Raw genomic sequence first — 25,650 nt, forward strand, 5'->3', positions numbered from 1 at the left:
GACAGGCCTTTAGCGCTGTTGTGCCCAATTGAACAAGGGGGATTTCCATGTTTGAGTGGATGGCCTGGACCACGCCGGTGGCTGTTTTCTTTGTCTGCATCGCGCTCATGCTGGTTGGCATGACCGTGTGGGAAATCAAATCTCCCACGGTGCTGCGCAAGGGGTTCCTGCCCATTGAAACCACACGCGGCGACCGGCTCTTCATTGGATTGCTGACCGCGGCTTTCATCAATCTGGCCTGGGTGGGTCTGGGTGAAAACATGGTGCAGTGGTTTTCGTTGGAGGCTGCACCGTCGGTATGGATCAGTTTGGTGTTGTCGATGGCGGCGCTGGCCTTTGTCATGCGCAAAGCCTGACGAGGCGGAGCCCTTTCGCGTCGTTTGAGATTTCGAGAAATCCGGCCCGTTCCTCCCCCGCGGCCGGGATTCATTTGTAAAAGGGGAGGCCCAATGAGGAGACAAGTGATGAAGGTTCAACTGAAGGCAGTCGCATTTGCCGCAGCCGCGCTGGCCCTGGGCCAGGCCGCCTGGGCCGGGGAGGCAGAGGCAAAGAAATGGATTGACAGCGAATTTCAGCCCTCCACGCTGAGCAAGGACCAGCAAGCAACCGAATTGAAGTGGTTCATTGAGGCCGCAAAGAAGTTGCAAAGCAAGGGCGTCAAGGAAATTTCGGTGGTTTCCGAGACCTTGACCACACACGAATACGAGTCCAAGACGCTGGCCAAGGCGTTTGAGGAAATTACCGGTATCAAGGTCAAGCACGACCTGATTCAGGAAGGCGATGTGGTCGAGAAGCTGCAGACCTCCATGCAGTCGGGCAAGTCGATCTATGACGGCTGGATCTCGGACTCGGACCTGATCGGTACGCATTACCGCTACGGCAAGATGATGAACCTGACCGACTACATGGCCGGCACGGGTAAAGAGTTCACCAACCCGGGCCTGGATCTGAAGGATTTCATCGGCACCAAGTTCACCACCGCGCCCGACGGCAAGCTTTACCAGCTGCCCGACCAGCAGTTTGCCAACCTGTACTGGTTCCGCGCCGACCTGTTCGACCGCAAGGACATCAAGGACAAGTTCAAGGCCAAATATGGCTACGATCTGGGCGTGCCGCTCAATTGGAGCGCCTACGAAGACATCGCCGAGTTCTTCACCAACGACGTGAAGCAGATTGACGGCAAGCCCATTTACGGCCACATGGACTACGGCAAGAAGGATCCGTCGCTGGGCTGGCGCTTCACCGATGCCTGGCTGTCGATGGCCGGCACGGCCGACATCGGCACGCCCAACGGTCTGCCGATCGATGAGTGGGGTATCCGCGTGGCCGACGACAAGTGCACGCCCGTGGGTGCTTCGGTCGCGCGCGGCGGCGCCACCAACTCGCCGGCCGCCGTCTACGCGCTCACCAAGTACGTGGACTGGATGAAGAAGTACGCGCCCAAGGAAGCCATGGGCATGACCTTTGGCGAATCCGGCCCCGTGCCGGCGCAGGGCCAGATCGCGCAGCAGATCTTCTGGTACACCGCTTTCACGGCCGACATGGTCAAGCCGGGCCTGCCCGTGGTTAACGCGGATGGCACGCCCAAATGGCGCATGGCACCCGGCCCGAACGGTCCATACTGGAAACCCGGCATGCAAAACGGCTACCAGGACGTGGGCTCGTGGTCGTTCTTCAAGGGACACGACGCCGACAAGACGGCGGCCGCCTGGTTGTACGCTCAGTTCGTTACGGCCAAGACGGTGTCGCTGAAGAAAACCATTGTCGGTCTCACGCCGATCCGCGAGAGCGATATCCAGTCCAAGGCGATGACGGATCTGGCGCCCAAGCTGGGTGGTTTGGTCGAGTTTTACCGCAGTCCAGCACGTGTTGCCTGGTCGCCTACCGGCACCAATGTGCCTGATTACCCCAAGCTGGCGCAGTTGTGGTGGAAGAACGTGGCCCAGGCCGTGACGGGCGAAAAGACCCCGCAAAAAGCCATGGACACCCTGGCGGACGAGATGGATCAGGTGATGGCCCGCCTGGAGCGCGCAGGCATGGAACGGTGCGCCCCAAAGCTCAATCCCAAGAGCGATCCGGCCAAATGGTTGAGCGACCAGCATGCCCCTTGGAAGGCCCTGGCCAACGAAAAGCCCAAGGGTGAAACCATTGCCTACGGCAAGCTGCTGCAGGCATGGAAGGAAGGCAAGGTGCGCTGAGCACCTCGTCTCGCAGGCGATTCCTTGGCCGTGTAGTCGGGGGTTGTCTCCCCCGCTCCTTTGTGGAGTGGGGGCTTTAAATGCATTACCGATTGATACCGATGCGCATGGATGCAATCCCACCATGACCACATACCAGAACCCTTTGCTGACTCCACGCGCCGAACTATTGGATCGTCTTGGAGAGCCACGTATTTACGATCTGGTCGTTATTGGTGGAGGCGCCACGGGTTTGGGTGTGGCGCTGGATGCTGCGGTGCGTGGTTTTAGCGTGGCGCTGCTCGAGTCGCACGATTTTGCCAAGGGAACATCATCGCGGGCCACCAAGCTGGTGCATGGCGGAGTGCGCTATCTGGCGCAAGGGAATATTGCCCTGGTGCGCGAAGCGTTGCATGAGCGCACCACCTTGCTGAATAACGCACCACACCTGGCGCAGCCGCTGGCGTTTGTCATGCCCTCGTACCACTGTTGGGAAGCGCCTTTCTATGGCGTAGGGTTGAAGATGTACGACGCTCTTGCGGGCAAGGCGGGGCTGGGTTCTACAGAGTTTATGGGTGCGAAGCAGACGCTGCAGTGTCTGCCGACCGTGCGCGCGCAGGGACTTAAAGGCGGTGTCAAATATTGGGACGGCCAGTTCGACGACGCACGTCTGGCCTTGGCGCTGGCTCGCACGGCGGCTCGCCAAGGGGCTCTGCTGGTGAATTACTGTGCCGCACGCGAATTGCTGCATGAAAATGGGCGGGTCAATGGTGTGGTGTGTGAAAACACTGAGACCGGAACTCGCCACACTCTGCGCGCACGCTGTGTTGTCAATGCAACAGGCGTCTGGGTGGACGCCCTGCGCCAGCAAGATGGCGAGGCCACGGGCCGCCCCGTCCTTCCAATCGTGGCACCCAGCCAGGGTGTGCATGTGGTGGTGGACCGGGAGTTTCTTGCATCTGATCACGCGCTGATGGTGCCCAAGACGGCAGATGGCCGGGTGCTTTTTGCTGTTCCCTGGCTGGGTAAAGTCATCCTGGGCACCACCGACAGCCCGCGGCACGATCTGGAGCGTGAGCCGGAGCCCTTCCCGGAGGAGATGGAGTTCATCCTCCGGGAGTCAGCCCGGTATCTGCGCAAGGCGCCCACCCCTGATGACATTCGGAGCATCTGGGTGGGATTGCGCCCGTTGGTCAAGCCGCAGGACGATGACGGCAACAATACCAAGAGCCTGAGCCGGGAGCACACTGTGCTGGCGAGCCGCAGTGGGTTGGTCACCGTCACTGGCGGCAAATGGACGACCTACCGGGCCATGGCCGAAGATGTCTTGCAGAAGTGTTTTTCAAATGGCTTGCTCGACTACAAGCCTGCTGGAGTGACTGCCCACTTTCCGCTCGTGGGGTCGCCCAGCACACCTGTGCACCATCGCATGTGCGATGCACAGGGCTGGCATTCGTACGGCGCTGAAGCAGACTTTGTGCGCCAGCTCCCGGGAGCCGAGCGCGATCTGGGAGAGGGTGTCAACGAAGCCATGGTGCGATTTGCGGCAAGATATGAATATGCACGCACAGTGGAAGATGTTCTTGCGCGGAGGTGGCGCGTCCTCTTTCTGAATGCGCGACGGGCCGCGGAAATGGCATCTGATGTGGCAGAAATTTTGCAGCAGGAGACAGGGCATGATCCGCAGCCAGCGGCCTTCGTCTCCTTGGCGGAGCAGTATCTTCGTGTACCCCGCTAACGAGGATCGTCAAAAAGCGCTTGACGAGCCTACGATTTTTTGCAATACTCCAAGGCTTCGCTAAGAAATCAGCGAAATTCTGCCCAGGAAAGCCCTGCAAATGGTTTGCAAGGTGGACGACGGGCCCAAGACTGACTGGCTGCTGGGTGTTTCTCGAGGATCTCGGGATGTACATGGCTTCTGGTGCAAGTTGGGAATAATGAAATGATCCAGACAGAAACTCGGTTAGACGTTGCCGACAACACCGGCGCGAAGTCCGTCCTGTGCATCAAGGTGCTGGGTGGGTCCAAGCGCCGCTATGCCAGCGTGGGCGACATCATCAAGGTGAGCGTCAAAGAAGCTGCGCCTCGTGGTCGTGTCAAGAAGGGCGAAATTTACAGTGCCGTGGTGGTTCGTACCGCCAAGGGTATTCGCCGTGGCGATGGCTCGCTTGTGAAATTCGATGGCAATGCTGCGGTGTTGCTCAATGCAAAGCTGGAGCCCATTGGCACCCGCATCTTCGGACCCGTGACGCGCGAACTGCGCAACGAAAAGTTCATGAAGATCGTGTCCCTGGCTCCTGAAGTTCTCTAAGGACAGTGCGATGAACAAGATTCGCAAGGGCGACGAAATCGTCGTGCTCACAGGGCGCGACAAGGGCAAGCGCGGCACGGTGTCGCTGCGCAAAGATGACTCGTATCTGGTCATCGAGGGCATCAACCTCGTGAAGAAGCACGTCAAGCCGAACCCCATGAAGGGTACGACGGGCGGCATCGTCGAGAAGGCCATGCCGATTCACCAGTCCAATGTGGCGATCTACAACGCTGCGACGGGCAAGGCTGACCGTGTCGGCATCAAGGTGCAGGCGGACGGCTCGCGTGTCCGCACATACAAATCCAGCGGCGCTGAAATCAAGACGGCCTAAGGGGTAAAAAATGGCACGACTCCAACAACACTACCGCGAAAAAGTCGCACCTGAACTCATGAAGCAGTTTGGGTACACGTCGCCCATGCAGGTTCCGCGTCTTAGCAAAATCACCCTCAACATGGGTGTGAGTGAGGCTGTGGCCGACAAGAAGGTCATGGATCACGCTGTCTCCGATCTGTCCAAGATTGCAGGGCAAAAGCCTGTGGTCACCAAGGCCAAGAAGGCTATTGCGGGTTTCAAGATTCGCGAAGAGCAGGCCATTGGCTGCATGGTGACGCTGCGTGGCGTTCAGATGTACGAGTTTCTCGATCGCTTTGTTACTGTGGCTCTGCCGCGTGTACGGGACTTCCGGGGTATCTCCGGTCGCTCTTTTGATGGCCGTGGCAACTACAACATCGGCGTCAAGGAGCAGATCATTTTTCCTGAAATCGAGTACGACAAGGTTGACGCGCTGCGTGGCCTGAATATCAGCATCACCACGACGGCAACAACCGATGAAGAGTGCAAGGCACTGCTCACGGGTTTCCGTTTTCCGTTCAAGAACTGAGGCGGCGTATGGCTAAAGTAGCATTGATCCAGCGCGAACTCAAGCGCGAAAAACTGGCAGCCAAATATGCAGCAAAGTATGCTGAACTCAAGGCTGTCGCAACCGACGTCAAGCGCAGTGATGAAGAGCGTGAAGCAGCCCGTTTGGGTCTGCAGAAGCTGCCGCGCAACGCCAACCCCACGCGCCAGCGCAACCGCTGTGCAATCACGGGTCGTCCCCGTGGTACCTTCCGTCAGTTCGGTCTGGCCCGCGCCAAGATTCGCGAGCTGGCCTTCGCTGGCGACATCCCGGGTGTCACCAAGGCCAGCTGGTAAGCAGGCAGGAGAGATACAACATGAGCATGAGTGATCCTATCGCTGACTTGCTGACCCGCATCCGCAATGCCCAAATGGTTTCCAAGGCTACCGTGATGGTGCCGTCTTCCAAGGTGAAGACCGCTATCGTTCAGGTGCTGAAGGACGAAGGGTACATTGACGGATTCCAGGTCAAAACCGACGGTGGCAAGTCTGAAATTGAAATAGCCCTGAAGTACCACGCTGGACGCCCGGTTATCGAGCGTATCGAGCGCGTGAGCCGCCCTGGCTTGCGTGTGTACAAGGGTCGTGATTCCATTCCACAAGTCATGAACGGCCTGGGTGTGGCAATTGTCACCACCCCCAAGGGTGTCATGACCGATCGCAAAGCGCGCGCTACCGGAGTCGGTGGTGAAGTGCTCTGCTATGTGGCCTAAGCGCGGCATTGAGGAGAAACTGAAATGTCTCGAGTAGGAAAAATGCCTGTGACCATCCCCGCTGGCGTGGATGTGTCAGTTAAAGATGACCAGATCTCTGTCAAGGGCTCTGGTGGCGCGTTGTCATTGGCGCAAAACATGCTGGTCAAAGTGTCCAGCAATGAGGGCAAGCTGAGCTTTGTTCCAGCCAATGATTCGCGTGAAGCCAATGCCATGAGCGGCACCATTCGCCAGTTGGTTAACAACATGGTCGTGGGTGTCAGCAAGGGTTTTGAAAAGAAACTCAACCTGGTCGGCGTGGGCTACAAGGCTTCGGCCTCCGGTTCCAAGCTGAATCTGGCCGTGGGTTATTCACACCCTGTCAATTTTGAAATGCCTGCTGGCATCACTGTCGCAACGCCAACGCCCACGGAAGTGGTTGTCAAGGGTGCGGACCGTCAGCGCGTAGGTCAGATTGCTGCAGAGATCCGTGCGGTTCGTCCGCCCGAGCCTTACAAGGGCAAGGGAATCCGTTATGCGGACGAAAAGATCACGATCAAAGAGACCAAGAAAAAATAAGGAGCTGCAACATGTTGACCAAGAAAGAGCAGCGTCTTCGTCGGGCCCGTCAGACACGCATCCGCATTGCACAGCAAGGCGTGGCGCGACTGACTGTAAACCGTACGAATCTCCATATCTATGCAGCCGTGATTTCCGGCGATGGCAGCAAAGTGCTGGCCAGCGCATCCACCGCAGAAGCCGATGTGCGTGCAGCACTGGGCGGATCTGGCAAGGGTGGCAACGCAGCGGCAGCACAGGTTATCGGCAAGCGTATTGCCGAAAAAGCCAAGCAGGCAGGCGTGGAGAAGGTTGCATTTGATCGTGCAGGTTTTGCCTATCACGGCCGCGTCAAGGCTCTTGCCGACGCCGCACGTGAAGCGGGTCTGCAGTTCTAAGCGGAACGGAATACAAAATGGCTAAATTTCAACCCCGAGTGCAAGACGAAGGCCGCGACGACGGCATGCGCGAAAAGATGATTGCGGTCAACCGCGTCACCAAAGTCGTGAAGGGCGGTCGTATTCTCGGTTTTGCTGCCCTGACCGTTGTTGGTGATGGCGATGGCCGCGTGGGCATGGGCAAAGGAAAATCCAAGGAAGTGCCAGCTGCAGTGCAGAAGGCAATGGAAGAGGCTCGCCGCAATATGGTGAAGGTGTCGCTGAAGAACGGCACAATTCACCATCAGGTAACGGGTCACCACGGTGCGGCCCACGTCATGATGGCGCCGGCTCCCAAGGGGACTGGCATTATTGCTGGCGGCCCAATGCGCGCCGTGTTCGAAGTCATGGGAATGACGGATATCGTGGCCAAGAGCCATGGTTCATCGAATCCCTACAACATGGTCCGTGCCACATTTGACGCGCTCACCAATTCCACCACACCGGCGGAAGTGGCATCCAAGCGCGGCAAGACGGTCGAAGACCTCTTCGTCTGACAGGAGCCTGGACAATGTCTACACAACAAACCGTGAAGATTCAGCTGGTACGCAGCCCGATTGGGACCAAGGTCACCCATCGTGCAACCGTACGTGGCCTCGGGCTGCGCAAGCTGAACAGTGTCAGCGAATTGCAGGATACGCCTGCAGTGCGCGGCATGATCAACAAGATCAGTTATCTGGTCAAAGTCCTCTGAGAGGTAAATGATGGAACTTAATAACATCAAGCCAGCAGAAGGTTCAAAGCACGCCAAGCGTCGCGTCGGTCGGGGCATTGGCTCTGGTTTGGGCAAGACGGCTGGTCGCGGCCACAAAGGGCAAAAGTCGCGCTCTGGTGGCTACCACAAGGTTGGCTTTGAAGGTGGTCAGATGCCGCTGCAGCGCCGCCTTCCAAAGCGTGGCTTCAAGTCGCAGACTCTGAAGTTCAATGCAGAAGTTACGCTCACGGCGCTGACCCAGCTTGGTCTGGCGGAGATCGACATGCTCGCTCTCAAGCAGGCTGGTCTGGTCGGACAAAACGCCAAGGTCGTGAAAGTGATCAACACCGGAGCCATTGGTTCGGCGGTGAAGCTTACCGGCATCGGTGCAACGGCAGGTGCCAAGGCTGCGATTGAAGCAGCTGGCGGCTCTATCGCCTGACTCGGCATTAAGGAAAGCTTCTGTGGCAACTAGCGCTGCACAAATAGCAAAAACCGGCAAGTACGGCGATTTGCGTCGCCGACTGGTATTTTTGCTGATGGCGCTGGTCGTATACCGTATCGGGGCGCATATCCCCGTTCCTGGTATCGATCCGGCCCAACTCAAGCAACTTTTCAGTGGCCAACAAGGCATATTGAACTTGTTCAATATGTTTTCAGGCGGGGCGCTTTCGCGTTTTACCGTGTTTGCATTGGGAATCATGCCGTACATCTCGGCATCGATCATCATGCAGCTCATGACCTACGCGGTGCCCACATTTGAACAGCTAAAAAAAGAGGGTGAGGCAGGGCGTCGAAAGATCACCCAGTACACCCGCTATGGAACCTTGGGGCTGGCAATCTTCCAGTCATTAGGGATTGCCGTGGCGCTGGAAAGTTCTGCAGGTTTGGTGCTTGTGCCTGGGTTTGGTTTTCGCATGACGGCCGTGGTAAGCCTTACGGCAGGAACAATATTCCTGATGTGGCTCGGCGAGCAGATTACTGAGCGCGGCTTGGGTAACGGTATATCGATCCTGATTTTCGCAGGTATCGCAGCCGGTTTGCCTAGCTCTATCGGTGGACTGTTGGAGTTGGTTCGTACAGGTGCCATGAGCATCATTGCCGCCATCTTCATCGTACTGGTGGTTGGGCTGGTGACCTACTTCGTGGTTTACGTCGAGCGTGGGCAGCGGAAAATTCTTGTTAACTACGCCAGGCGGCAGGTAGGCAACAAGGTCTATGGCGGTCAGTCATCTCATCTTCCTTTGAAGCTGAATATGGCAGGTGTGATTCCTCCGATCTTCGCATCGTCCATCATTCTTCTTCCAGCGACGGTGGTGAACTGGTTCAGCGCAGGCGAGTCGATGCGTTGGCTGAAAGATATATCAGGAGCACTCACGCCAGGGCAACCTATTTACGTGATGTTCTATGCAACGGCCATCATCTTCTTCTGTTTTTTCTATACGGCACTTGTGTTCAATAGCCGTGAAACCGCAGACAATCTGAAGAAAAGTGGTGCGTTCATACTTGGCATTCGGCCAGGTGAACAGACTGCGCGCTACATTGATAAAATTCTGCTGCGTCTCACGTTGATTGGTGCGATCTACATCACGTTCGTGTGCTTGCTGCCTGAGTTTTTGATCATTAAATACAACGTGCCTTTCTATTTTGGTGGCACCTCGTTGCTGATCATTGTGGTGGTGACTATGGACTTCATGGCACAGGTGCAAAATTATCTGATGTCTCAGCAGTATGACTCGCTGCTCAAGAAGGCGAATTTCAAGTCGGGAGCAGGTGCTTGACGGCGTTTGCCACCAAGTTATTTGCATATTTATGGCGCGCTGCGGTCAAAAGCTGGCGTGATTTAAAAGATGTATGCCTTGTGCTATGCACAGGCTTACAAGGTGTTTCAGGCATGCAGCCGGAGCGCTATCTGGTTTTAGGAGTATGAAATGAGAGTCTCGGCTTCGGTCAAGAAAATCTGTCGTAACTGCAAGATCATCCGCCGCAAAGGTGTGGTGCGTGTGATCTGTACTGACCAGCGCCACAAGCAGCGCCAGGGTTGAACAGGAAAGCATTAGAGGACGCACATGGCACGTATCGCTGGTATCAATATTCCGCCGCACAAGCATGCAGAGATTGGCTTAACTGCTATTTTCGGCATTGGTCGCACACGCGCTCGCAAAATTTGCGAAGCATGCGACATCGCTTATTCCAAAAAGATCAAAGATCTATCGGACGGTGATCTGGAAAAAATTCGCGACCAGATTGCGCAGTTCACCATTGAGGGTGACCTTCGCCGCGAAACCACGATGAACATCAAGCGTTTGATGGACATTGGTTGCTACCGGGGTTTCCGCCATCGCCGCGGACTGCCCATGCGCGGTCAGCGCACGCGCACAAACGCACGCACTCGCAAGGGTCCGCGCAAGGGTGCCGCTGCACTGAAAAAATAAAGAGATTGAAAGATCAATATGGCCAAGTCTCCTGCCAATAACGCCTCACAGCGTGTACGCAAAAAAGTTCGCAAGAACGTTTCGGATGGTGTTGCCCACGTGCATGCATCGTTCAATAACACCATCATCACAATTACCGATCGCCAGGGCAACGCACTGTCGTGGGCATCGTCAGGTGGTCAAGGGTTCAAGGGTTCGCGCAAATCAACGCCTTTCGCCGCCCAGGTAGCTTCAGAAACGGCGGGTCGTGCAGCTATTGAGCAAGGTATTAAAAACCTGGATGTGGAAATCAAGGGCCCTGGCCCTGGACGTGAATCTTCGGTACGCGCCCTTGGTGCCCTAGGTATCCGCATCACGTCGATTTCTGATGTGACCCCGGTACCCCACAACGGCTGCCGCCCGCAAAAACGCCGTCGCATTTAATTGATTTAACAAGCCCACCGCCGTCTGCGCCGGTTTAGCCGCTGCAGACGGCTCCCGCAATGGTTTGCGGAAGATGACATAGAAGGATATTCAAGTGGCACGCTATCTCGGCCCCAAGGCCAAACTCTCTCGCCGTGAAGGCACCGACCTGTTCCTCAAGAGCGCACGCCGCTCGATTGCGGACAAGTCGAAGTTTGATTCCAAACCCGGCCAGCATGGTCGCACCTCGGGTCAGCGCACGTCTGACTATGGCCTCCAACTGCGCGAAAAGCAGAAGGTCAAGCGCATGTACGGCATCCTGGAAAAGCAATTCCGCCGTTATTTCGAGGCCGCTGACCGTCGCAAGGGCAACACGGGTGCCAACCTGTTGTCGTTGTTGGAGTGCCGCCTGGACAACGTGGTGTATCGCATGGGCTTTGGCTCTACGCGCGCAGAAGCTCGTCAGCTTGTGTCCCACAAGGCAATGACTGTCAATGGGCAGTCTGTCAATATCCCTTCGTACCTGGTCAAGGCTGGTGACGTGGTGGCTGTGCGCGAAAAATCCAAGAATCAAGGCCGTATTGCTGAGGCGCTACAGCTCGCACAGCAAGTCGGTATGCCTGCTTGGGTTGAGGTCGATGCTGCCAAGGCAGAAGGAGTCTTCAAGAAGGTTCCTGATCGGGACGAATTTGGTGCAGATATCAACGAATCCTTGATTGTTGAGCTGTACTCGCGCTAAGCACTGAGCGCAATCACCGTAGAAAATCGTTCCTACACCGCAAGGCATTGCGGTGTAGGCGCTTCACCAGCCTTACCGGTGTAACGAGCTGGGGGTATTGAGAGGAAGTCTGCATGCAAACAAATTTGCTGAAACCCAAGGCTATCAATGTAGAGCAGCTAGGCCACAACCGGGCCAAAGTCGCACTGGAGCCGTTCGAGCGCGGATATGGGCACACGTTGGGCAATGCCATTCGGCGCGTTCTGCTCTCGTCCATGGTGGGTTATGCAGCGACAGAAGTGACGATCGCAGGCGTGCTCCACGAGTATTCCTCGATTGATGGTGTTCAGGAAGATGTGGTCAACATCTTGTTGAATCTCAAAGGCGTTGTGTTCAAGCTGCATAACCGTGACGAAGTCACGCTCAGCCTTCGAAAAGACGGCGATGGCGTCGTAACTGCACGCGATATCCAGACACCCCACGACGTGGAGATCGTGAACCCGGATCATGTGATCGCCCACTTGTCGCAAGGCGGCAAATTGGATATGCAGATCAAGGTCGAGAAGGGCCGTGGCTACGTCCCGGGCAATCAACGCCGATTCTCGGATGAAACATCCAAGTCGATTGGACGGATCGTTCTCGACGCTTCGTTCTCCCCAGTCAAGCGGGTCAGCTACACGGTTGAAAGCGCTCGTGTCGAGCAGCGGACCGACTTGGATAAGCTGGTCGTTGAGATTGAAACCAATGGCGCGATCACTGCAGAAGATGCGGTTCGCGCGTCGGCAAAGATTTTGGTTGAACAATTGGCAGTTTTTGCGCAGCTCGAAGGCGGGGATATGCCCGTCTTCCCCGAGCCGGGCAGCCAGCGCGGCAATGCCACGTTTGATCCGATTCTGTTGCGTCCCGTCGATGAACTTGAACTTACCGTGCGTTCGGCCAATTGCTTGAAGGCTGAAAACATTTACTACATTGGCGATCTCATTCAGCGTACTGAGAATGAACTCCTGAAGACCCCGAACTTGGGTCGTAAGTCGCTCAACGAAATCAAGGAAGTGCTCGCATCGCGCGGCCTGACCTTAGGAATGAAGCTTGAAAACTGGCCGCCAGCCGGTTTGGACAAGCGGTAAGCTATAATTTTGGTCCCCATAAGGGGAGTGCCTTGGGCAGTACCTGATACGGCTGCCCGATTTAACGATATATAAGGAAAGCACCATGCGCCACGGTCACGGACTCCGCAAACTCAACCGCACCACCTCGCACCGCCTTGCGATGTTGCAAAACATGATGAATTCGCTGCTGCAACACGAAGCCATCAAAACCACAGTGCCAAAAGCCAAAGAACTGCGTCGTGTGGTCGAGCCCATGATCACTTTGGCCAAGGTGGACACTGTTGCTAACCGGCGTTTGGCGTTTGACCGTCTGCGCGACCGTGACATGGTTACCAAGTTGTTCAATGACCTGGGTCCCCGCTTCAATGCGCGTCCCGGTGGTTACACCCGTATTCTGAAGATGGGTTACCGCGTTGGCGACAATGCACCAATGGCCTTGGTTGAACTGGTGGATCGTGCTGATGCAAATAATTCTAGCGAGAGCTCTGAAAAGTAAGCTATAATATACTTCTTACCGCGCGATGGAGCAGTCTGGTAGCTCGTTGGGCTCATAACCCAAAGGTCGGAGGTTCAAATCCTTCTCGCGCAACCAATATGCAAGCGGTCTCCGCTGTCAGTAAACGCCCACTTTTTAGTGGGCGTTTTTGTTTTTGCCCATCGATATCTTGTGAGGTCGGCAAGTGGCCAATGGGCCTCAGCCCTGGCGCCAATGGCGTGCTGGGAAGGAATTTCGTGAACTATCAATCATCTGTTTCGATCGATGGTTCACCTGCGCGCTGCAGCCTCAATGCACTGTCGTACAGAGCATTGCGTGGTGAACCGGTAATGGTCGCGGCGAGGCGCACCGCAGACTTCAAAGGCAATTCTTGCAAAAGCAGTTGAAGAATGCGCAGACTGTCTCTTGTATCCGTGATCGCAGCAACCGGATGCACAAGTACGACGAATTCGCCGCGCGATCGATGGGGATCTGCTTGCAGCCAAGACGCAAGAGCGTGGGCCGGCAGCGTGGTGATTTCCTCAAACTGCTTGGTCAGCTCGCGTGCCAACGTGACTGGACGATGGCCCAGGGCCGACAAGGCGTGTGCCAGTTCTTGAATGCGGTGCGGCGCTTCCAGCAGCACGATGCCGCGGGGTTCCTGCTGCAGGCGCTGCACACGCATGTTGCGCTCAGCTGCCTTGGTTGGCAAGAATCCTGAAAATACAAAACCGTCGCTCCCACTGGCAATCATTCCGGCCACGCTAATGGCCGTCGTGATGCTGCTCGCGCCAGGCAGACCCATCACGCGCAGTTCTGCCGCACGCACCGCAGCAACCAGGCGTGCCCCAGGATCGCTAACGCCTGGGGTGCCCGCGTCGCTAACGTAAGCCACCCGCTCGCCTTGCTGCAATCGGGCAATTACTGCCTGTGCAGACTCAGCTTCATTGTGCTGGTGCACGGCAAGCAGTTGGCTTCGTTCCTTGTCGATGCCATAGATTCTCAGCATGCCTTGGGTGTGGCGCGTGTCCTCACAAGCCAAGGTATCCGCCAACTGCAGCACGTGCAGCGCGCGAAGCGTGATGTCTGCAAGATTGCCGATGGGGGTGGCAACCACATACAAGGTCGCTTGAGGATAATGCTGGTCTGCGGCCGCTTCGCGGGCGGCACCCAAGGCTGATGCGAAAGATGCGCTCAATGGATTTCCTTGACAAGATATTTACCGGCAAGACGACCACACGCGCGAAAGGCAATGCTGCGGAGGATCTTGCATGGGCCCATTTGCAGGCTGCCGGCCTGCGACTGCTTGTGCGCAATTATCGAACGCCAGGACGTGGTGGCGGAGAAATCGACGTGATTGTGCAGGAGCCCGACGGAACTGTGGTGTTTGTCGAGGTGCGCAGGCGTTCCAGCCGCGCATTCGGTGGCGCCGGGGCCAGTATTTCATCGTTGAAGCAGCGGCGCATCATCTTCGCTGCGCGTCATTTTCTGCTGCGATGGGGCGCACCGCCCCCGTGCCGTTTCGATGTGGTTCTGGTGGAGGGCGAAGTCGAATGGATCAAGGCAGCTTTTGATGCGCCTTGAGTGAATAGGCGAAGAAGACAAGGTACCGATTGCTACAAAATTCATAACACCGAGGGGTATCATCATCGGTCTGAAACCAGTCCAATATCGCAACGGCCCATGCTTGAGCAACGTATACAGGAGCACTTCATCGAGAGTGCCGATTTGAAATACCAGTCTGCCCAGATCCTGGCGCGCCCCATCTCTGATGCCGTGCAGGCGCTGCTTGCGAGCATTACCAGTGGGGGGAAAATTCTTGCCTGCGGCAGTGGTGCATCGGCTGCGCATGCACAGCAGTTTGCGACCTGCTGCGTGGCAGGGTTCGAGCGCGAGCGTCCTGAATTCGCTGCGATTGCGTTGTGTGCAGATGGTGCGCTGCTGACCGTGAATGCGGGTGGCACGGACGAACCCCAGCAGTTTGCCCGCCAAGTGCGCGCATTAGGTCAAGCAGGAGACTTGCTACTGGTCGTGAGTACGACTGCGGCAGATGCAAACGTGCTGTCCGCCGTGCATGCGGCACACGAGCGAGAGATGACAGTGGTTGCGCTGACGGGCCGTACAGGTGGGAATTTGGCGACAGCAGTGCGGGAGACCGATGTGCTGATTTGTGTTCCGCACGATCGTGCAGCGCGTGTGCGCGAAGTGCACACCCTGGTGATCAACTGTCTCTGCGATGGCATGGATGCCCAATTGTTTGGTGAACAGGAGATTTCGTGATGACAAATCGTATGAATCGCGCCTTGTGTGCGGTAATGGCTGCAACCGCATTGGCTGCGGGTATGGCAGGTTGCGCGACGCCCGTGGTGCTGGGCGGTGCGGCTCTTGGCGGCATGATGGCGATCGACCGCCGGACTGCGGGAACCCAGATCGAGGACGAAACCATCGAGCTGCGCTCGTCCAATCGCATTCATGGTGCTTATGGCGACAAAGTGCACGTCAATGTGACCAGCTACAACCGCCAGGTGCTCATAACGGGAGAGGTCGGCACGGCCGAGGCACGGCAGGAGATTGAGAAGATCGTCAGCGGCGTGGAAAATGTTCGCTCCGTGGTGAATGAGTTGGCGGTCATGCCCAGTACTTCGCTGGGGCAACGTTCGAATGACACGTTCATCACTGGCAAGATGCGCGCCAGTTTGGTCGATGCCAAGGATCTATCGGCCAGCAGTTTCAAGGTAGTAACGGAGCGCAACGTGGTCTACCTCATGGGGTTGGTCACGCAGCGCGAGGCCGCTCGCGCCACATCCATTGCCCGCGGTGTCACTGGCGTCAGCAAAGTTGTCCGGGTTTTTGAATACTTGAGTGACGCGGACCTGGCGCGCATGACGGCGTCCAAGCCAGCGCCAGTGACCCAGGACAATGGCGAGGGCAGCGCAGCACCTCGCAGCGCACCCTGAAAGGGGCAGCCAGGAGAAGGGACCGCTGATCTTCAGCCGAGGCGCTTGATTAAGCTGGACGTATCCCAGCGGTGCCCGCCCAGCTGCTGCACGTCACCATAGAACTGGTCCACCAGGGCCGTCACAGGCAAACGCGCACCATTGCGGTGGGCCTCGGCAAGCACCAGACCTAAATCCTTGCGCATCCAGTCCACGGCAAAGCCAAAGTCAAACTTCCCCGCAACCATCGTCTTGCCGCGGTTGTCGAGCTGCCAGCTTTGTGCCGCGCCTTTGCCAATCACGTCCAGGACCAGGTTCATATCCAGCCCGGCGCGCTGGCCAAAGGCGACGGCCTCCGAGAGCCCCTGCACCAGCCCGGCAATGCAGATCTGGTTCACCATCTTGGTCAGCTGACCTGCACCAGACTCGCCCATGCGGGTGAAGGCGCGGGAAAACGCCATTCCTACGGATTGCACCCTCTCGAATGCTGCCGCATCGCCACCGCACATCACGGTGAGCAGGCCGTTCTGCGCGCCTGCCTGACCGCCGGAGACCGGTGCATCTATGAAATGCAGGCCCAGGGTGCGGGCCGCACCATACAGCTCGCGTGCCACCTGCGCCGATGCGGTCGTGTGGTCCACAAAAACGGCGCCGGGCTCCATACCGGCAAAGGCACCATCGGCACCCAGTACCACGGAGCGCAGGTCGTCGTCGTTTCCCACGCAGCAAAACACAATTTCAGCATCCTTAGCGGCCAGGCGTGGCGAAGGAGCGTGCGGTGGAGCGTTGGTGTGGGCATATTCAGTGCACCACGCGACTGCTTTGGATTCAGTGCGGTTGTATACCGCCACTTGGTGGCCGGCCAGGGCCAGATGTGCGGCCATGGGATAGCCCATCACACCAAGTCCTAGAAAGGCGATCTTGCGAGAAGCGAGGGGTTCGTACGTGCGGGCATTGGTGCTGGCCATGGCGTTTAATCCTTGAATGAAAAAAGCCCGCGGCGTGCGCGGGCCGGGAGGCGCGCAGTCGGTGTGCGTTTAGACGATCACGAAATGCTCCGTACCCGAAGCGAGGTCGGTCGACTTGGCGCGCTGGCTGCTGAGCTTGATCTGCAGGCGCAGGTCGTTGAGCGAGTCGGCATTGCGCAAGGCGTCTTCGTAGGTAATGACATTGGCTTCGAACAGATCGAAAAGAGCCTGGTCAAAGGTCTGCATGCCCAGGTTGCGGCTCTTTTTCATGATCTCCTTGATCTCTGCCACGTCGCCCTTGAAGATCAGGTCGGAAATGAGCGGAGTGTTCAGCATGATCTCGACAGCCGCAGCACGGCCCTTACCGTCTTGCTTCGGGATCAGGCGCTGCGAAACCAGGGCGCGCAGGTTGAGTGAGAGATCCATCAGCAGCTGCGCACGGCGCTCTTCCGGGAAGAAGTTGATGATGCGGTCGAGCGCCTGGTTGGCACTGTTGGCATGCAGCGTCGCCAAGCAAAGGTGGCCGGTTTCCGAGAACGCGATCGCGTGTTCCATGGTTTCCCTATCGCGGATTTCGCCCATCAGGATCACGTCGGGCGCCTGGCGCAGTGTGTTCTTGAGGGCGGCTTCCCAGCTGTCGGTGTCCAGACCCACTTCGCGCTGCGTCACCACGCAGTTTTTGTGCGGGTGGACGAACTCGACCGGATCTTCGACCGTGATGATATGGCCGAAAGAGTGTTCGTTGCGCCAGTCCACCATGGCGGCCAGCGTGGTCGACTTGCCCGAGCCTGTGGCACCCACCAGGATGCACAAGCCGCGCTTGGTCATCGTGACTTCCTTGAGTACCTGCGGCACGCCCAAGCCGTCGATGGTCGGCAGGGTCAGCGGGATCACGCGCATCACCATGCCCACGCGGCCTTGCTGGATGAAGGCGTTCACACGGAAGCGGCCGATGCCCGACGGTGAGATGGCGAAATTGCACTCCTTGGTGCGTTCGAAATCAGCGGCCTGCTTGTCGCTCATGATGGAGCGGGCCAGCGTCAGGGTGTGGTTGGGGGACAGCGGCTGTGGCGATACCTTGGCAATGGCTCCATCGACCTTGATGGCCGGTGGAAATTCGGCCGTGATGAACAAGTCACTGCCATTGCGACTGACCAGCAGCTTGAGCAGATCGTTGATGAATTTACTGGCCTGATCGCGTTCCATTTCAAATCCTCCCGCACTTGGCGTCTGCGCGCTGGTGCATCATTTCTGGTTTTCGCTCAAACGTGCGCTGACCACCCGCAGGCGCAGTGACAGCTTGCGTGCCAGCAAAGCCACCAGGCTGGCGGCAAGCTGCGGATCTTTGTCCATCATGTCGTCCATGGCGTCGGCACTGAGTACGGCAATCTCGCAATCGGTCAGTGTGGTGCAGGCCGAAAAGCGGATGCCGCTGTCCAGCAGCGACATCTCGCCCAGGATGTCCCCGGGGCGGGTTTCTGCCAGTCGCAATTGCTCTCCCCACGGTTGCACACGGTCCACGGCAATGGTGCCGGTCAACAGCACGATCATGAAGTTGCCGTATTCGTCCTGGCGAATCACATCGCGGTTGGGCGGTACCTGGGCGAACTCGAAGAAACGCTCCATGCGCTTGACAGCATCCTGGTCCAGATGGGCCATGTACTTGTCTTTCGCCCACAGCGCCTGCAGCAGTTTGCCCCCTCGGCTGACCGGCATGCGCTTGGCACCTACCTCCACCGCTCGCGCTTCCCAGGGCACCAGCATGGTTGACTCCACGCCCTGGTTGGCAAAGGCGGTCGAAAAGAAGACGGAGTCCTGGTGGTCCTGCGGCTTGTTGTTGCGCGTCGTCATACGCAAAAGACCAAGAATGCCTTTCATGGGGTGCTCCAGTGGGCCGCCAGTAGGCGGCCGGTGTCAGACGGTTGAAATGAAGATCAACCTGGGAAGTTGTCGGGGATCTTGGCCTTGCTGCGGGCCTCGGCGGGGCTGATGATGTTGCGCCGCACCAGATCGGTCAGGTTCTGGTCCAGTGTCTGCATGCCGACACTGTTGCTGGTCTGGATGGTGGAATACATCTGCGCCACCTTGGCCTCGCGGATCAGGTTGCGGATGGCGCTCGTGCCCAGCATGATCTCGTGCGCGGCCACGCGGCCAGAGCCGTCTTTGAGCTTGCAAAGGGTTTGCGAGATCACGGCCTGCAGAGACTCGGACAGCATGGAGCGGACCATTTCTTTTTCTTCGGCCGGAAACACGTCGATGATCCGGTCGATGGTCTTGGCTGCGCTGGAGGTGTGCAGCGTACCGAATACCAGGTGGCCGGTTTCTGCTGCGGTCATGGCCAGGCGAATCGTTTCCAGATCGCGCATTTCGCCCACCAGGATGGCGTCCGGGTCTTCGCGCAGTGCAGATTTCAGTGCTGCCGCAAAGGAGAGCGTCATCGGCCCCACTTCGCGCTGGTTGATCAGGCACTTCTTGGACTCGTGCACGAACTCAATCGGGTCTTCCACGGTGAGAATGTGGCCATATTCGCTCTCATTGAGGAAGTTGACCATGGCCGCCAGCGTGGTGGACTTGCCCGAGCCCGTGGGCCCGGTCACCAGCACCAGGCCGCGCGGCTTGAGTGCCAGGTCGCCAAAAATCTTGGGTGCGTTGAGTTGCTCAAGCGTCAGGATCTTGCTCGGAATGGTCCGGAACACGGCGGCCGCGCCGCGGTTCTGGTTGAAGGCGTTGACGCGAAAGCGTGCCAAGCCGTCGATCTCGAACGAGAAGTCGACCTCCAGGAACTCTTCATAGGTTTTGCGCTGCGAGTCGCTCATGATGTCGTACACCATGGAGTGAACCGTCTTGTGGTCCAGTGCATCGACGTTGATGCGGCGTACATCGCCGTGCACGCGAATCATCGGCGGCAAGCCCGCGGACAGGTGCAAGTCAGAAGCCTTGTTTTTGACGCTGAACGCCAGCAGTTGGGTAATGTCCACGGTTCCCTCGATCGTTTGGTACGCTTGGCAAACATTATGACCACGATTGCCGACAACCTCCAACAGGTTCATGACCGGATTGCGCAGGCCTGCGCAGCCGCCGGGCGCGATCCAGCCAGTGTTTCACTGCTCGCCGTTTCCAAAACCTTTGGCCCCGAAGCCGTTCTCCAGGCGGCCCAGGCGGGGCAGCAGGCGTTTGGCGAAAACTACATTCAAGAGGCCGTGGAAAAAATGGCGGCGCTGCAGCAGATGGATGTGCCCACGCTGCAATGGCACTGCATCGGCCCTGTGCAGAGCAACAAGACACGCCTGGTGGCTGAGCATTTTGACTGGATGCATACCCTGGATCGAGCCAAGATCGCCGAACGTCTGGCAGCCCAAAGGCCTGCGCACAAGGCGCCCTTGCAAGTCTGCATTCAGGTCAATGTGGACGGCGGGCCGACCAAATCGGGAGTGCTGCCTGACGAGGCCCTGGTCTTGGCGCAAACCGTGGCGGCGCTGCCACAGTTGCGCCTGCGCGGCGTGATGAGCATTCCTGAGCCAGCGGCCGACTACGCTGCCCAGTACGCGCTACACCAACGTGCGCGTGCCGTGTTCGACCGCATCCGCGGCTCGGGCCTGTCGGGGCTGGAGTGCTTCGATACCTTGTCGCTGGGCATGACCGCCGACCTCGATGCCGCCATTGCTGCGGGCAGCACCCTGGTGCGCGTGGGCACAGGCATCTTTGGTGGCAGGCAACGCCCCGCGCCGTGAAGCGCAAGTTTTCCGTGGGTTGAAAGAAAATTGGCCTCTAGCGCCCGTCCATTCAGCGGTAGTAGCTATTGATTTAATAGCTATAAAGTGAATGATTAGGCCGTTCTGAAGCGCTGCACACAGTCCAGTGTTCGCGCTACACCGTCGGGCCCCACGTCCAGGTGCGTGACCCAGCGCAGGCGCGTTTGGCCGCCATACAGGCTGCTGGTGCAGCGCACGCCGTGCTGTGCCAGCCAACGGGTAAGCGCCGGAGCCACATCGGCACCCACATCGGTGAACAAAATGTTGGTATGCGCCGAAACCACCGCCAGCCGCCCTTGCAGTACGGGGTGGTCGTGCCCGGCCTGGGCCAGCCCGTCGGCAAGCTGGCGCAGCAGGGCGTGGTCGTCGGCCATGCGGCGCACATGGTGCTGCAGTGCATGGAGCCCGGCAGCCGCAAGCATGCCGCACTGGCGCATGGCGCCGCCCAGGATTTTGCGGGTGCGCCGGGCCTGGCGGATGAAGTCTGCACGCCCGAGCAACAGTGAGCCTACGGGCGCGCCCAGACCCTTGCTCAGGCAGAGCGAAACCGTGTCGAAATGGCCGCACAGTGCGCGGGCTTCGTCGTACACATCGGTGCCTTGGGCTTGCGCATAGGCCGTGGCGGCGTTGAACAGGCGGGCGCCATCGAGGTGCAGTGCCAGCCCGCGCGTGCGCGCCAGCTGCGCCACATCAAAGATGTAGGTGGCGGGCAGCACCTGGCCGCCCGTCGTGTTTTCCAGCACCACCAGGCGGGTGCGCGCAAAGTGTGGATCGTCGGGTTTGATGGCAGCAGCGATGTCGGTGAGAAGCAGCGTGCCGTCGTTCTGCGTTTCCACCGGCTGGGGCTGGATGGAGCCCAGTACCGCCATGCCGCCGGCCTCCCAGCGGTAGGTGTGCCAGCTTTGGCCGACGATGGCCTCGTCGCCGCGCTGGCAGTGGCCCATGAGGGCGATCAGGTTGGTCTGCGTTCCCGAGGGCGCAAACAGCGCGGCCTCGAAGCCCAGCAGTTGCGCCGCATGCTCCTGCAGCGCGTTGACGGAGGGGTCGTCGCCAAACACATCGTCGCCCAGCGGCGCTGCCTGCATGGCGGCGCGCATGGCGGGAGTCGGCTGGGTCACGGTGTCGCTGCGAAAGTCGGGCATGGGGATCTCTCTCGTGAAGAAGCCGCCCATGGTATCGGCCGGCGTGCCGGTGCGCAGGATCAGGGCCTTGTCATCTTGCACTCCGTGCCTTGGGCCAGCTCGTTGCCGGTATAGGCTGCGTCGGTGCGAAAGCCATAGTTGGTGCCATCCCAGCCCATCTTCACCGCCTTGCCGTCCACCGGCGCAATGGTGTTCACCACCTGGGGCAGCAGCAACTGATGGTCTTCGCCGCGCATGCGCACCGGGCCGACGACGGAGTCGATCGTCAGATCCTCCATCGCCCGTGCAACCTTCATCGGGTCGGTGGACTGTGCCTTGTTGATCGCTGCTGCGAGGAAGCGCGGCGTCATCTCGATGCGTGGCGCCAGAAATTCCTTGCCTGTCTTGGCTTTGTAGGCCTGCGCCAGTGCGTCTACCTTGGGGGTTGCTGCCTGGCCGGGGTGCCATTCGGCCACCCAGGTCAGCTGGCCGAGCTTGGCTTGCGAGACGGCCAGCACCGTGCCCGGAATGGAGCCCGCACTGTGGTTGAAATAACGCAGGTTGTAGCCCGCATCGCCCGCCGCCTTGAGCAGCAGCGTCATGTCCTGGCCCCAGTTTCCTGTGATGACCGAATCGGCTCCACTGCTTTTGATCTTGGCCAGGTAGGGAGCGAAATCTTTGACCCGGCCAATGGGGTGCAGAGTCTCGCCCACGAACTGCATATCGGGGCGTGCCAGGCCCACCATCTCGCGGCCGTAATGCGCCCATTGCTTGCCGTGCGCGTAGTCCTGGTTGAGCAGGTAGACCTTCTTGATGTCCGGCTGCTTCTTCACGTAGTTGGCGATGGCCTTCATCTTCATGGCCGTGTTCGCCTCGAGCTGGAAGTGCCAGAAATTACAGGCTTTGCCGGTCAGCTCGGGGTCGATGGAGGAGTGGTTGAGCACAATCACTTCCTTGCCCGGATTGCGCTGGTTGTGGCGCGCTGCGGCCTGCACCAGCGCCGTCACCACCGACGAGCCCGAACCACCGGTGACGATGGCGCGGGCGCCCTGGTCAATGGCGGCTTGCAGCGCGCTCTGGCTCTCCTGGGCCGAGAGCTTGCTGTCGAACTGCAGCAGCTGCAGTTTGGTGCCGTTGAGCACGCCGCCCTTGGCGTTGATGTCTTCCACGGCGTACTGCGTGTGCGTGAGCATCAGCTCGCCCACGTTGGCGAACGGCCCCGAGAGGGGGTCGATGTAGGCGATCTTGAAGGTGTCTTGTGCGTGGGCGGCGCTGGCGCACAGCAGGGCCGCTGCCGCCAGTGGCTTGAGAAGTGATTTCATGGTGAGGAGGTCTCCGGGGTTGAAGGGGGATGGGATGCGCCGGGGCGGCGTTTGCTGCGCAAACCCAGCACGCGCCACGACAGTTGAGAGAGTTCGCGCACCACCTCGGCGGGCGAGAGGCGTCCGTCGGGCCGGTACCAGTGGTACAGAAAGCCTGGCAGGCTGCAGGCCGCCAGCGCGGTCAGGCGCGTTTCCTTGAAATCGAACATGCCGTCCTGCCGGCCTTCCTCCATCAGGGTGCACAGGCGTTCGTAGAAGTGGTTGGCCAGCTTCTTTTGCATGGCGATGTACTCGGGCCGGTACACCTGGGGCTCGCGGTACGGAAAGAAGGCTGCGGGGTGGTGCTCGATGGTGGAGCGGATCAGCCGCTCGATGCCTTCCGTGACTTTGGTGTGCGCGGGGCGGTGGTCGTCCTCCGGGAAATCCATGGCTGTAAAGCAGGCCACCGTAGGCCGCCACGACAGTGTTTCGAAGATTTCCTGCTTGTTGTGAAAGTAGTAGTAGACATAGGGCTTGGTTACGCCCAGCGCGCTCACGATTTGCTCCATCGTGGTGTTGGCGTAGCCCTGCTGGTCGAACAACACCTCGGCGGCCTTGAGGATGCGCTCGCGCTTTTCGTCGGTACTGGCCGTAGATGTCTTCTGGCGCCCGCGCGCCTTGACCGGCGACGTGCCGAGTGTGGCCACGGTCTGTGTTGGTGTCGCTCTGGTTATACCCATGGGTATCATTGTTCTACCAATCGGTATATATTGGCAAGACGCTGGCAGGGCCATGTGCCTATCGCAAACCCTGAGTCACGGCGGAATAAGACACACAGGAGACACATTCATGACCGAACCCATCCCTGGCGCCGCAGGCGCACCCCTTGCACAACCCCTGCACGAATACCTGCGCGGCCATGCGCGCGCCACCCCTGAAGGCGTGGCCTGCATCTGGTACGGGCACACCATCACCTGGGCCGAGCTGGACCGCGCCAGCGATGCCTTTGCCGCGCGCCTGCAGGCCCTGGGGGTGAAAAAGGGCGACCCGGTAGCGCTGTTCCTGAACAACTGTCCGCAGTACCTCATGGCGCACTTCGGCATCCAGAAGATCGGTGCCATCGTCTGCCCCTGCGGCCCGTTGAACAAAGAGCACGAACTGCAATACCAGCTGGGCGACCTGCAGGCGCGCGTCATCGTGGCGGCCGAATCCCTCTTGCCCGTGGTGGACAAGGTGCGCGCCCAAACGGCATTGCAGCATGTGTTTGTCGTGCGCTACGCCGAACTGCTGCCCGATGCCCCCGCCATTGATGTGCCGGCGGAGTTGCTGGCCATGCGTGCCGCGGCCGCAACCGTGCCCGCCGGGTGCGAAGACTTTCTGGCCACCGTGCGCGCGGGCGGCTCGCCCGCTCCGGTGCAGATCGCCATGGACGATGTGGCACTGATGACCTACACCTCGGGCACCACGGGCTTGCCCAAGGGCGCCATGCTGACCTATGGCAATGCATTGTTCAAGACGGCGGCGGCCGCGCAATGCAACGGTGTGCGCGGCGACGATGTGCTGCTGTCTGTCGCGCCGCTGTACCACATTGCCGGCATGGTCATGGGCGTGAACGTGCCGGTATTCACGGGCGCCACCTCGGTGCTGATGTACCGCTTTGACCCCCTGGGCGTGGCGCAGGCGCTGGAGCGCCACCGCGTGGGCTGGTGGTACAGCATCGCCCCCATGAACGCCGCCCTGATGCAGGTGCCCGGCCTGCGCGAGCGCGACCTGACAGCGCTGCGCATGAACCCGGTCACCAGCTTCGGCATCACGCTGACCGAGGCGCTGGCGCAGCAGTGGAAACAGTTTGCTCCGAACTGCGCCAGTTTTGAGGCCTCGTATGGCCTGTCGGAAACCCACACCGTGGACACCAGCATGCCGCACGACGCGATTCGCTGGGGCACCCAGGGCAAGGCCGTGCCAGGCAACGAAATCCGCATCATCGACCCCGAAACGGGCGCCACGCTGCCGGCGGGTGAAATGGGCGAAATCATCGTGCGCGGCCCCGGCAACTTCAAGGGCTACTGGAACAAGCCCGAGGCCACCGCGCAGACGCTGCGCAATGGCTGGGTGCATACCGGCGATATGGGCCGGATCGACGCTGACGGCTACCTCACCTTCACGGGCCGCTTCAAGGAAATGATCAAGGTCTCGGGCTACAGCGTGTTCCCCGAAGAAGTGGAGGCCATCTTGTGCAAGCACCCCGCCGTGGCCCAGGCGGCGGTGATCGGCGTGCCCGATGCCGAAAAGGGAGAGATCGTGCGTGCCTTCATTGTGAAGAAACCGGGCCAGGACGTGGACGCCGCAGCCTTGCTGCAATGGGCGCGCGAGAACATGGCCCCCTACAAGGCGCCGCGCGAGCTGCGTTTCATCGACGCCTTGCCGTCAACCGGCGCAGGCAAGGTGCTGCGCCGCATGTTGAAGGATGAGTGACACCCCCTGTGGCGCTGCGGGCAGGGGGGCGCACCAGCGCACGCAAGCGAAGCCGCCTAGGCAGCTTGGCGGCCCTTGCGCAGCAGCCCTGGCCTGGGCTGCGCCTGTTTCACACGCAGCGCCTAGATCATTGAGATGTCACCGAAATAGGCCTACAGCGCTTATGCAGCAAACGCTGGCAGCTATCAGAA

At 59.1% G+C, this 25,650-nt stretch carries 33 protein-coding genes and 1 tRNA gene; 26 read left to right on the top strand and 8 right to left on the bottom strand.

What is annotated here, in order from left to right; translation table 11 throughout:
* The first annotated feature begins 47 nt into the window (after positions 1–47).
* From ACYVOC_RS04175 to ACYVOC_RS04275, 21 genes are all read left to right on the top strand, one after another.
* Positions 48–356 (top strand): DUF2160 domain-containing protein, encoded by a 309-nt coding sequence (locus tag ACYVOC_RS04175; protein WP_116005823.1) that lies wholly within the window; start codon positions 48–50, stop codon positions 354–356.
* Positions 357–464: 108 nt separating this feature from the next.
* A complete protein-coding gene (locus ACYVOC_RS04180; RefSeq protein ID WP_116005824.1) occupies positions 465–2,198 on the top strand; it encodes an ABC transporter substrate-binding protein in 1,734 nt (577 codons plus the stop codon).
* 124 nt (positions 2,199–2,322) lie between these two features.
* A complete protein-coding gene (locus tag ACYVOC_RS04185) occupies positions 2,323–3,915 on the top strand; it encodes a glycerol-3-phosphate dehydrogenase/oxidase (protein WP_116005825.1) in 1,593 nt (530 codons plus the stop codon).
* A 204-nt stretch (positions 3,916–4,119) separates the two neighbouring features.
* Positions 4,120–4,488 carry a 50S ribosomal protein L14 gene (gene rplN / locus ACYVOC_RS04190; protein ID WP_116005826.1) on the top strand — a complete coding sequence of 123 codons (369 nt, stop codon included), beginning with the start codon at positions 4,120–4,122 and terminating at the stop codon, positions 4,486–4,488.
* A gap of 10 nt (positions 4,489–4,498) precedes the next feature.
* The gene (gene rplX, locus ACYVOC_RS04195; protein WP_116005827.1) at positions 4,499–4,819 is read left to right on the top strand and encodes a 50S ribosomal protein L24; all 321 of its coding nucleotides are present in this window, start codon (positions 4,499–4,501) and stop codon (positions 4,817–4,819) included.
* A gap of 10 nt (positions 4,820–4,829) precedes the next feature.
* Positions 4,830–5,369 carry a 50S ribosomal protein L5 gene (rplE, locus tag ACYVOC_RS04200; protein WP_116005828.1) on the top strand — a complete coding sequence of 180 codons (540 nt, stop codon included), beginning with the start codon at positions 4,830–4,832 and terminating at the stop codon, positions 5,367–5,369.
* Positions 5,370–5,377: 8 nt separating this feature from the next.
* Entirely contained in the window at positions 5,378–5,683 is a 306-nt protein-coding gene (gene rpsN, locus ACYVOC_RS04205; protein WP_116005829.1) for a 30S ribosomal protein S14, read from the top strand.
* Positions 5,684–5,703: 20 nt separating this feature from the next.
* Positions 5,704–6,099, top strand: coding sequence for a 30S ribosomal protein S8 (rpsH, locus tag ACYVOC_RS04210; protein WP_116005830.1), 396 nt, complete (start codon positions 5,704–5,706; stop codon positions 6,097–6,099).
* 24 nt (positions 6,100–6,123) lie between these two features.
* The gene (gene rplF, locus ACYVOC_RS04215; protein WP_116005831.1) at positions 6,124–6,657 is read left to right on the top strand and encodes a 50S ribosomal protein L6; all 534 of its coding nucleotides are present in this window, start codon (positions 6,124–6,126) and stop codon (positions 6,655–6,657) included.
* Between the two features lie 11 nt (positions 6,658–6,668).
* Positions 6,669–7,034, top strand: coding sequence for a 50S ribosomal protein L18 (gene rplR / locus ACYVOC_RS04220; RefSeq protein ID WP_116005832.1), 366 nt, complete (start codon positions 6,669–6,671; stop codon positions 7,032–7,034).
* Between the two features lie 17 nt (positions 7,035–7,051).
* On the top strand, positions 7,052–7,570 hold the full coding sequence (gene rpsE, locus ACYVOC_RS04225; RefSeq protein ID WP_116005833.1) for a 30S ribosomal protein S5: 519 nt from the start codon (positions 7,052–7,054) through the stop codon (positions 7,568–7,570).
* Between the two features lie 14 nt (positions 7,571–7,584).
* The gene (gene rpmD / locus ACYVOC_RS04230) at positions 7,585–7,767 is read left to right on the top strand and encodes a 50S ribosomal protein L30 (protein ID WP_116005834.1); all 183 of its coding nucleotides are present in this window, start codon (positions 7,585–7,587) and stop codon (positions 7,765–7,767) included.
* Positions 7,768–7,777: 10 nt separating this feature from the next.
* A complete protein-coding gene (rplO, locus tag ACYVOC_RS04235) occupies positions 7,778–8,209 on the top strand; it encodes a 50S ribosomal protein L15 (RefSeq protein ID WP_116006247.1) in 432 nt (143 codons plus the stop codon).
* Between the two features lie 22 nt (positions 8,210–8,231).
* On the top strand, positions 8,232–9,548 hold the full coding sequence (secY, locus tag ACYVOC_RS04240) for a preprotein translocase subunit SecY (RefSeq protein ID WP_461160962.1): 1,317 nt from the start codon (positions 8,232–8,234) through the stop codon (positions 9,546–9,548).
* A gap of 150 nt (positions 9,549–9,698) precedes the next feature.
* Entirely contained in the window at positions 9,699–9,812 is a 114-nt protein-coding gene (rpmJ, locus tag ACYVOC_RS04245) for a 50S ribosomal protein L36 (RefSeq protein WP_003050535.1), read from the top strand.
* 24 nt (positions 9,813–9,836) lie between these two features.
* Positions 9,837–10,202, top strand: a complete 366-nt coding sequence (rpsM, locus tag ACYVOC_RS04250) for a 30S ribosomal protein S13 (protein WP_116005836.1) — start codon at positions 9,837–9,839, stop codon at positions 10,200–10,202.
* Positions 10,203–10,220: 18 nt separating this feature from the next.
* On the top strand, positions 10,221–10,625 hold the full coding sequence (gene rpsK, locus ACYVOC_RS04255) for a 30S ribosomal protein S11 (RefSeq protein ID WP_116005837.1): 405 nt from the start codon (positions 10,221–10,223) through the stop codon (positions 10,623–10,625).
* Positions 10,626–10,719: 94 nt separating this feature from the next.
* Complete coding sequence (gene rpsD, locus ACYVOC_RS04260) at positions 10,720–11,343, top strand: 30S ribosomal protein S4 (protein ID WP_116005838.1); 624 nt, start codon at positions 10,720–10,722, stop codon at positions 11,341–11,343.
* 113 nt (positions 11,344–11,456) lie between these two features.
* Positions 11,457–12,449, top strand: coding sequence for a DNA-directed RNA polymerase subunit alpha (locus ACYVOC_RS04265; RefSeq protein ID WP_116005839.1), 993 nt, complete (start codon positions 11,457–11,459; stop codon positions 12,447–12,449).
* 85 nt (positions 12,450–12,534) lie between these two features.
* On the top strand, positions 12,535–12,927 hold the full coding sequence (rplQ, locus tag ACYVOC_RS04270) for a 50S ribosomal protein L17 (RefSeq protein ID WP_116005840.1): 393 nt from the start codon (positions 12,535–12,537) through the stop codon (positions 12,925–12,927).
* A 19-nt stretch (positions 12,928–12,946) separates the two neighbouring features.
* Positions 12,947–13,023, top strand: a tRNA-Met gene (locus ACYVOC_RS04275).
* Between the two features lie 148 nt (positions 13,024–13,171).
* Here ACYVOC_RS04275 and rsmI read toward each other — a convergent pair.
* Positions 13,172–14,104: a 16S rRNA (cytidine(1402)-2'-O)-methyltransferase gene (rsmI, locus tag ACYVOC_RS04280; RefSeq protein WP_116005841.1), complete on the bottom strand. Its 933-nt coding sequence runs from the start codon at positions 14,102–14,104 to the stop codon at positions 13,172–13,174.
* On the opposite strand from rsmI, the gene ACYVOC_RS04285 reads away from it, so the two are divergent.
* From ACYVOC_RS04285 to ACYVOC_RS04295, 3 genes are all read left to right on the top strand, one after another.
* Positions 14,104–14,490: a YraN family protein gene (locus ACYVOC_RS04285; RefSeq protein WP_461160963.1), complete on the top strand. Its 387-nt coding sequence runs from the start codon at positions 14,104–14,106 to the stop codon at positions 14,488–14,490. The genes rsmI and ACYVOC_RS04285 overlap by 1 nt on opposite strands.
* Before the next feature lie 99 nt (positions 14,491–14,589).
* Positions 14,590–15,186 (top strand): SIS domain-containing protein, encoded by a 597-nt coding sequence (locus tag ACYVOC_RS04290; protein ID WP_461160964.1) that lies wholly within the window; start codon positions 14,590–14,592, stop codon positions 15,184–15,186.
* Positions 15,186–15,863 (top strand): BON domain-containing protein, encoded by a 678-nt coding sequence (locus ACYVOC_RS04295; RefSeq protein ID WP_461160965.1) that lies wholly within the window; start codon positions 15,186–15,188, stop codon positions 15,861–15,863. Before ACYVOC_RS04290 ends, ACYVOC_RS04295 begins: the two co-directional genes overlap by 1 nt.
* 32 nt (positions 15,864–15,895) lie before the next feature.
* Here ACYVOC_RS04295 and ACYVOC_RS04300 read toward each other — a convergent pair whose 3' ends face one another.
* From ACYVOC_RS04300 to ACYVOC_RS04315, 4 genes are all read right to left on the bottom strand, one after another.
* On the bottom strand, positions 15,896–16,810 hold the full coding sequence (locus ACYVOC_RS04300; RefSeq protein ID WP_461160966.1) for an NAD(P)-dependent oxidoreductase: 915 nt from the start codon (positions 16,808–16,810) through the stop codon (positions 15,896–15,898).
* 69 nt (positions 16,811–16,879) lie between these two features.
* The gene (locus ACYVOC_RS04305; RefSeq protein ID WP_116005846.1) at positions 16,880–18,016 is read right to left on the bottom strand and encodes a PilT/PilU family type 4a pilus ATPase; all 1,137 of its coding nucleotides are present in this window, start codon (positions 18,014–18,016) and stop codon (positions 16,880–16,882) included.
* 39 nt (positions 18,017–18,055) lie between these two features.
* Positions 18,056–18,688, bottom strand: a complete 633-nt coding sequence (locus ACYVOC_RS04310) for a cyclic nucleotide-binding domain-containing protein (RefSeq protein WP_116005847.1) — start codon at positions 18,686–18,688, stop codon at positions 18,056–18,058.
* A gap of 56 nt (positions 18,689–18,744) precedes the next feature.
* Positions 18,745–19,788 (bottom strand): type IV pilus twitching motility protein PilT, encoded by a 1,044-nt coding sequence (locus ACYVOC_RS04315; RefSeq protein WP_461160967.1) that lies wholly within the window; start codon positions 19,786–19,788, stop codon positions 18,745–18,747.
* A 36-nt stretch (positions 19,789–19,824) separates the two neighbouring features.
* Between ACYVOC_RS04315 and ACYVOC_RS04320 the strand changes: the two genes are divergently transcribed.
* The gene (locus tag ACYVOC_RS04320; RefSeq protein WP_116005849.1) at positions 19,825–20,541 is read left to right on the top strand and encodes a YggS family pyridoxal phosphate-dependent enzyme; all 717 of its coding nucleotides are present in this window, start codon (positions 19,825–19,827) and stop codon (positions 20,539–20,541) included.
* 95 nt (positions 20,542–20,636) lie between these two features.
* Here ACYVOC_RS04320 and ltaE read toward each other — a convergent pair whose 3' ends face one another.
* The 3 genes from ltaE to ACYVOC_RS04335 are packed head-to-tail and all read right to left on the bottom strand — an operon-like array spanning position 20,637 to position 23,724.
* Positions 20,637–21,704, bottom strand: coding sequence for a low-specificity L-threonine aldolase (ltaE, locus tag ACYVOC_RS04325; RefSeq protein WP_461160968.1), 1,068 nt, complete (start codon positions 21,702–21,704; stop codon positions 20,637–20,639).
* A 59-nt stretch (positions 21,705–21,763) separates the two neighbouring features.
* Positions 21,764–23,005 carry a branched-chain amino acid ABC transporter substrate-binding protein gene (locus ACYVOC_RS04330; protein WP_461160969.1) on the bottom strand — a complete coding sequence of 414 codons (1,242 nt, stop codon included), beginning with the start codon at positions 23,003–23,005 and terminating at the stop codon, positions 21,764–21,766.
* A complete protein-coding gene (locus ACYVOC_RS04335) occupies positions 23,002–23,724 on the bottom strand; it encodes a TetR/AcrR family transcriptional regulator (protein WP_461160970.1) in 723 nt (240 codons plus the stop codon). Before ACYVOC_RS04335 ends, ACYVOC_RS04330 begins: the two co-directional genes overlap by 4 nt.
* Before the next feature lie 109 nt (positions 23,725–23,833).
* Here ACYVOC_RS04335 and ACYVOC_RS04340 point away from each other — a divergent pair, with 109 nt between their 5' ends.
* Positions 23,834–25,459, top strand: coding sequence for an AMP-binding protein (locus ACYVOC_RS04340; RefSeq protein WP_461160971.1), 1,626 nt, complete (start codon positions 23,834–23,836; stop codon positions 25,457–25,459).
* Positions 25,460–25,650 lie beyond the last annotated feature (191 nt).

This window comes from Simplicispira piscis (assembly GCF_054783455.1).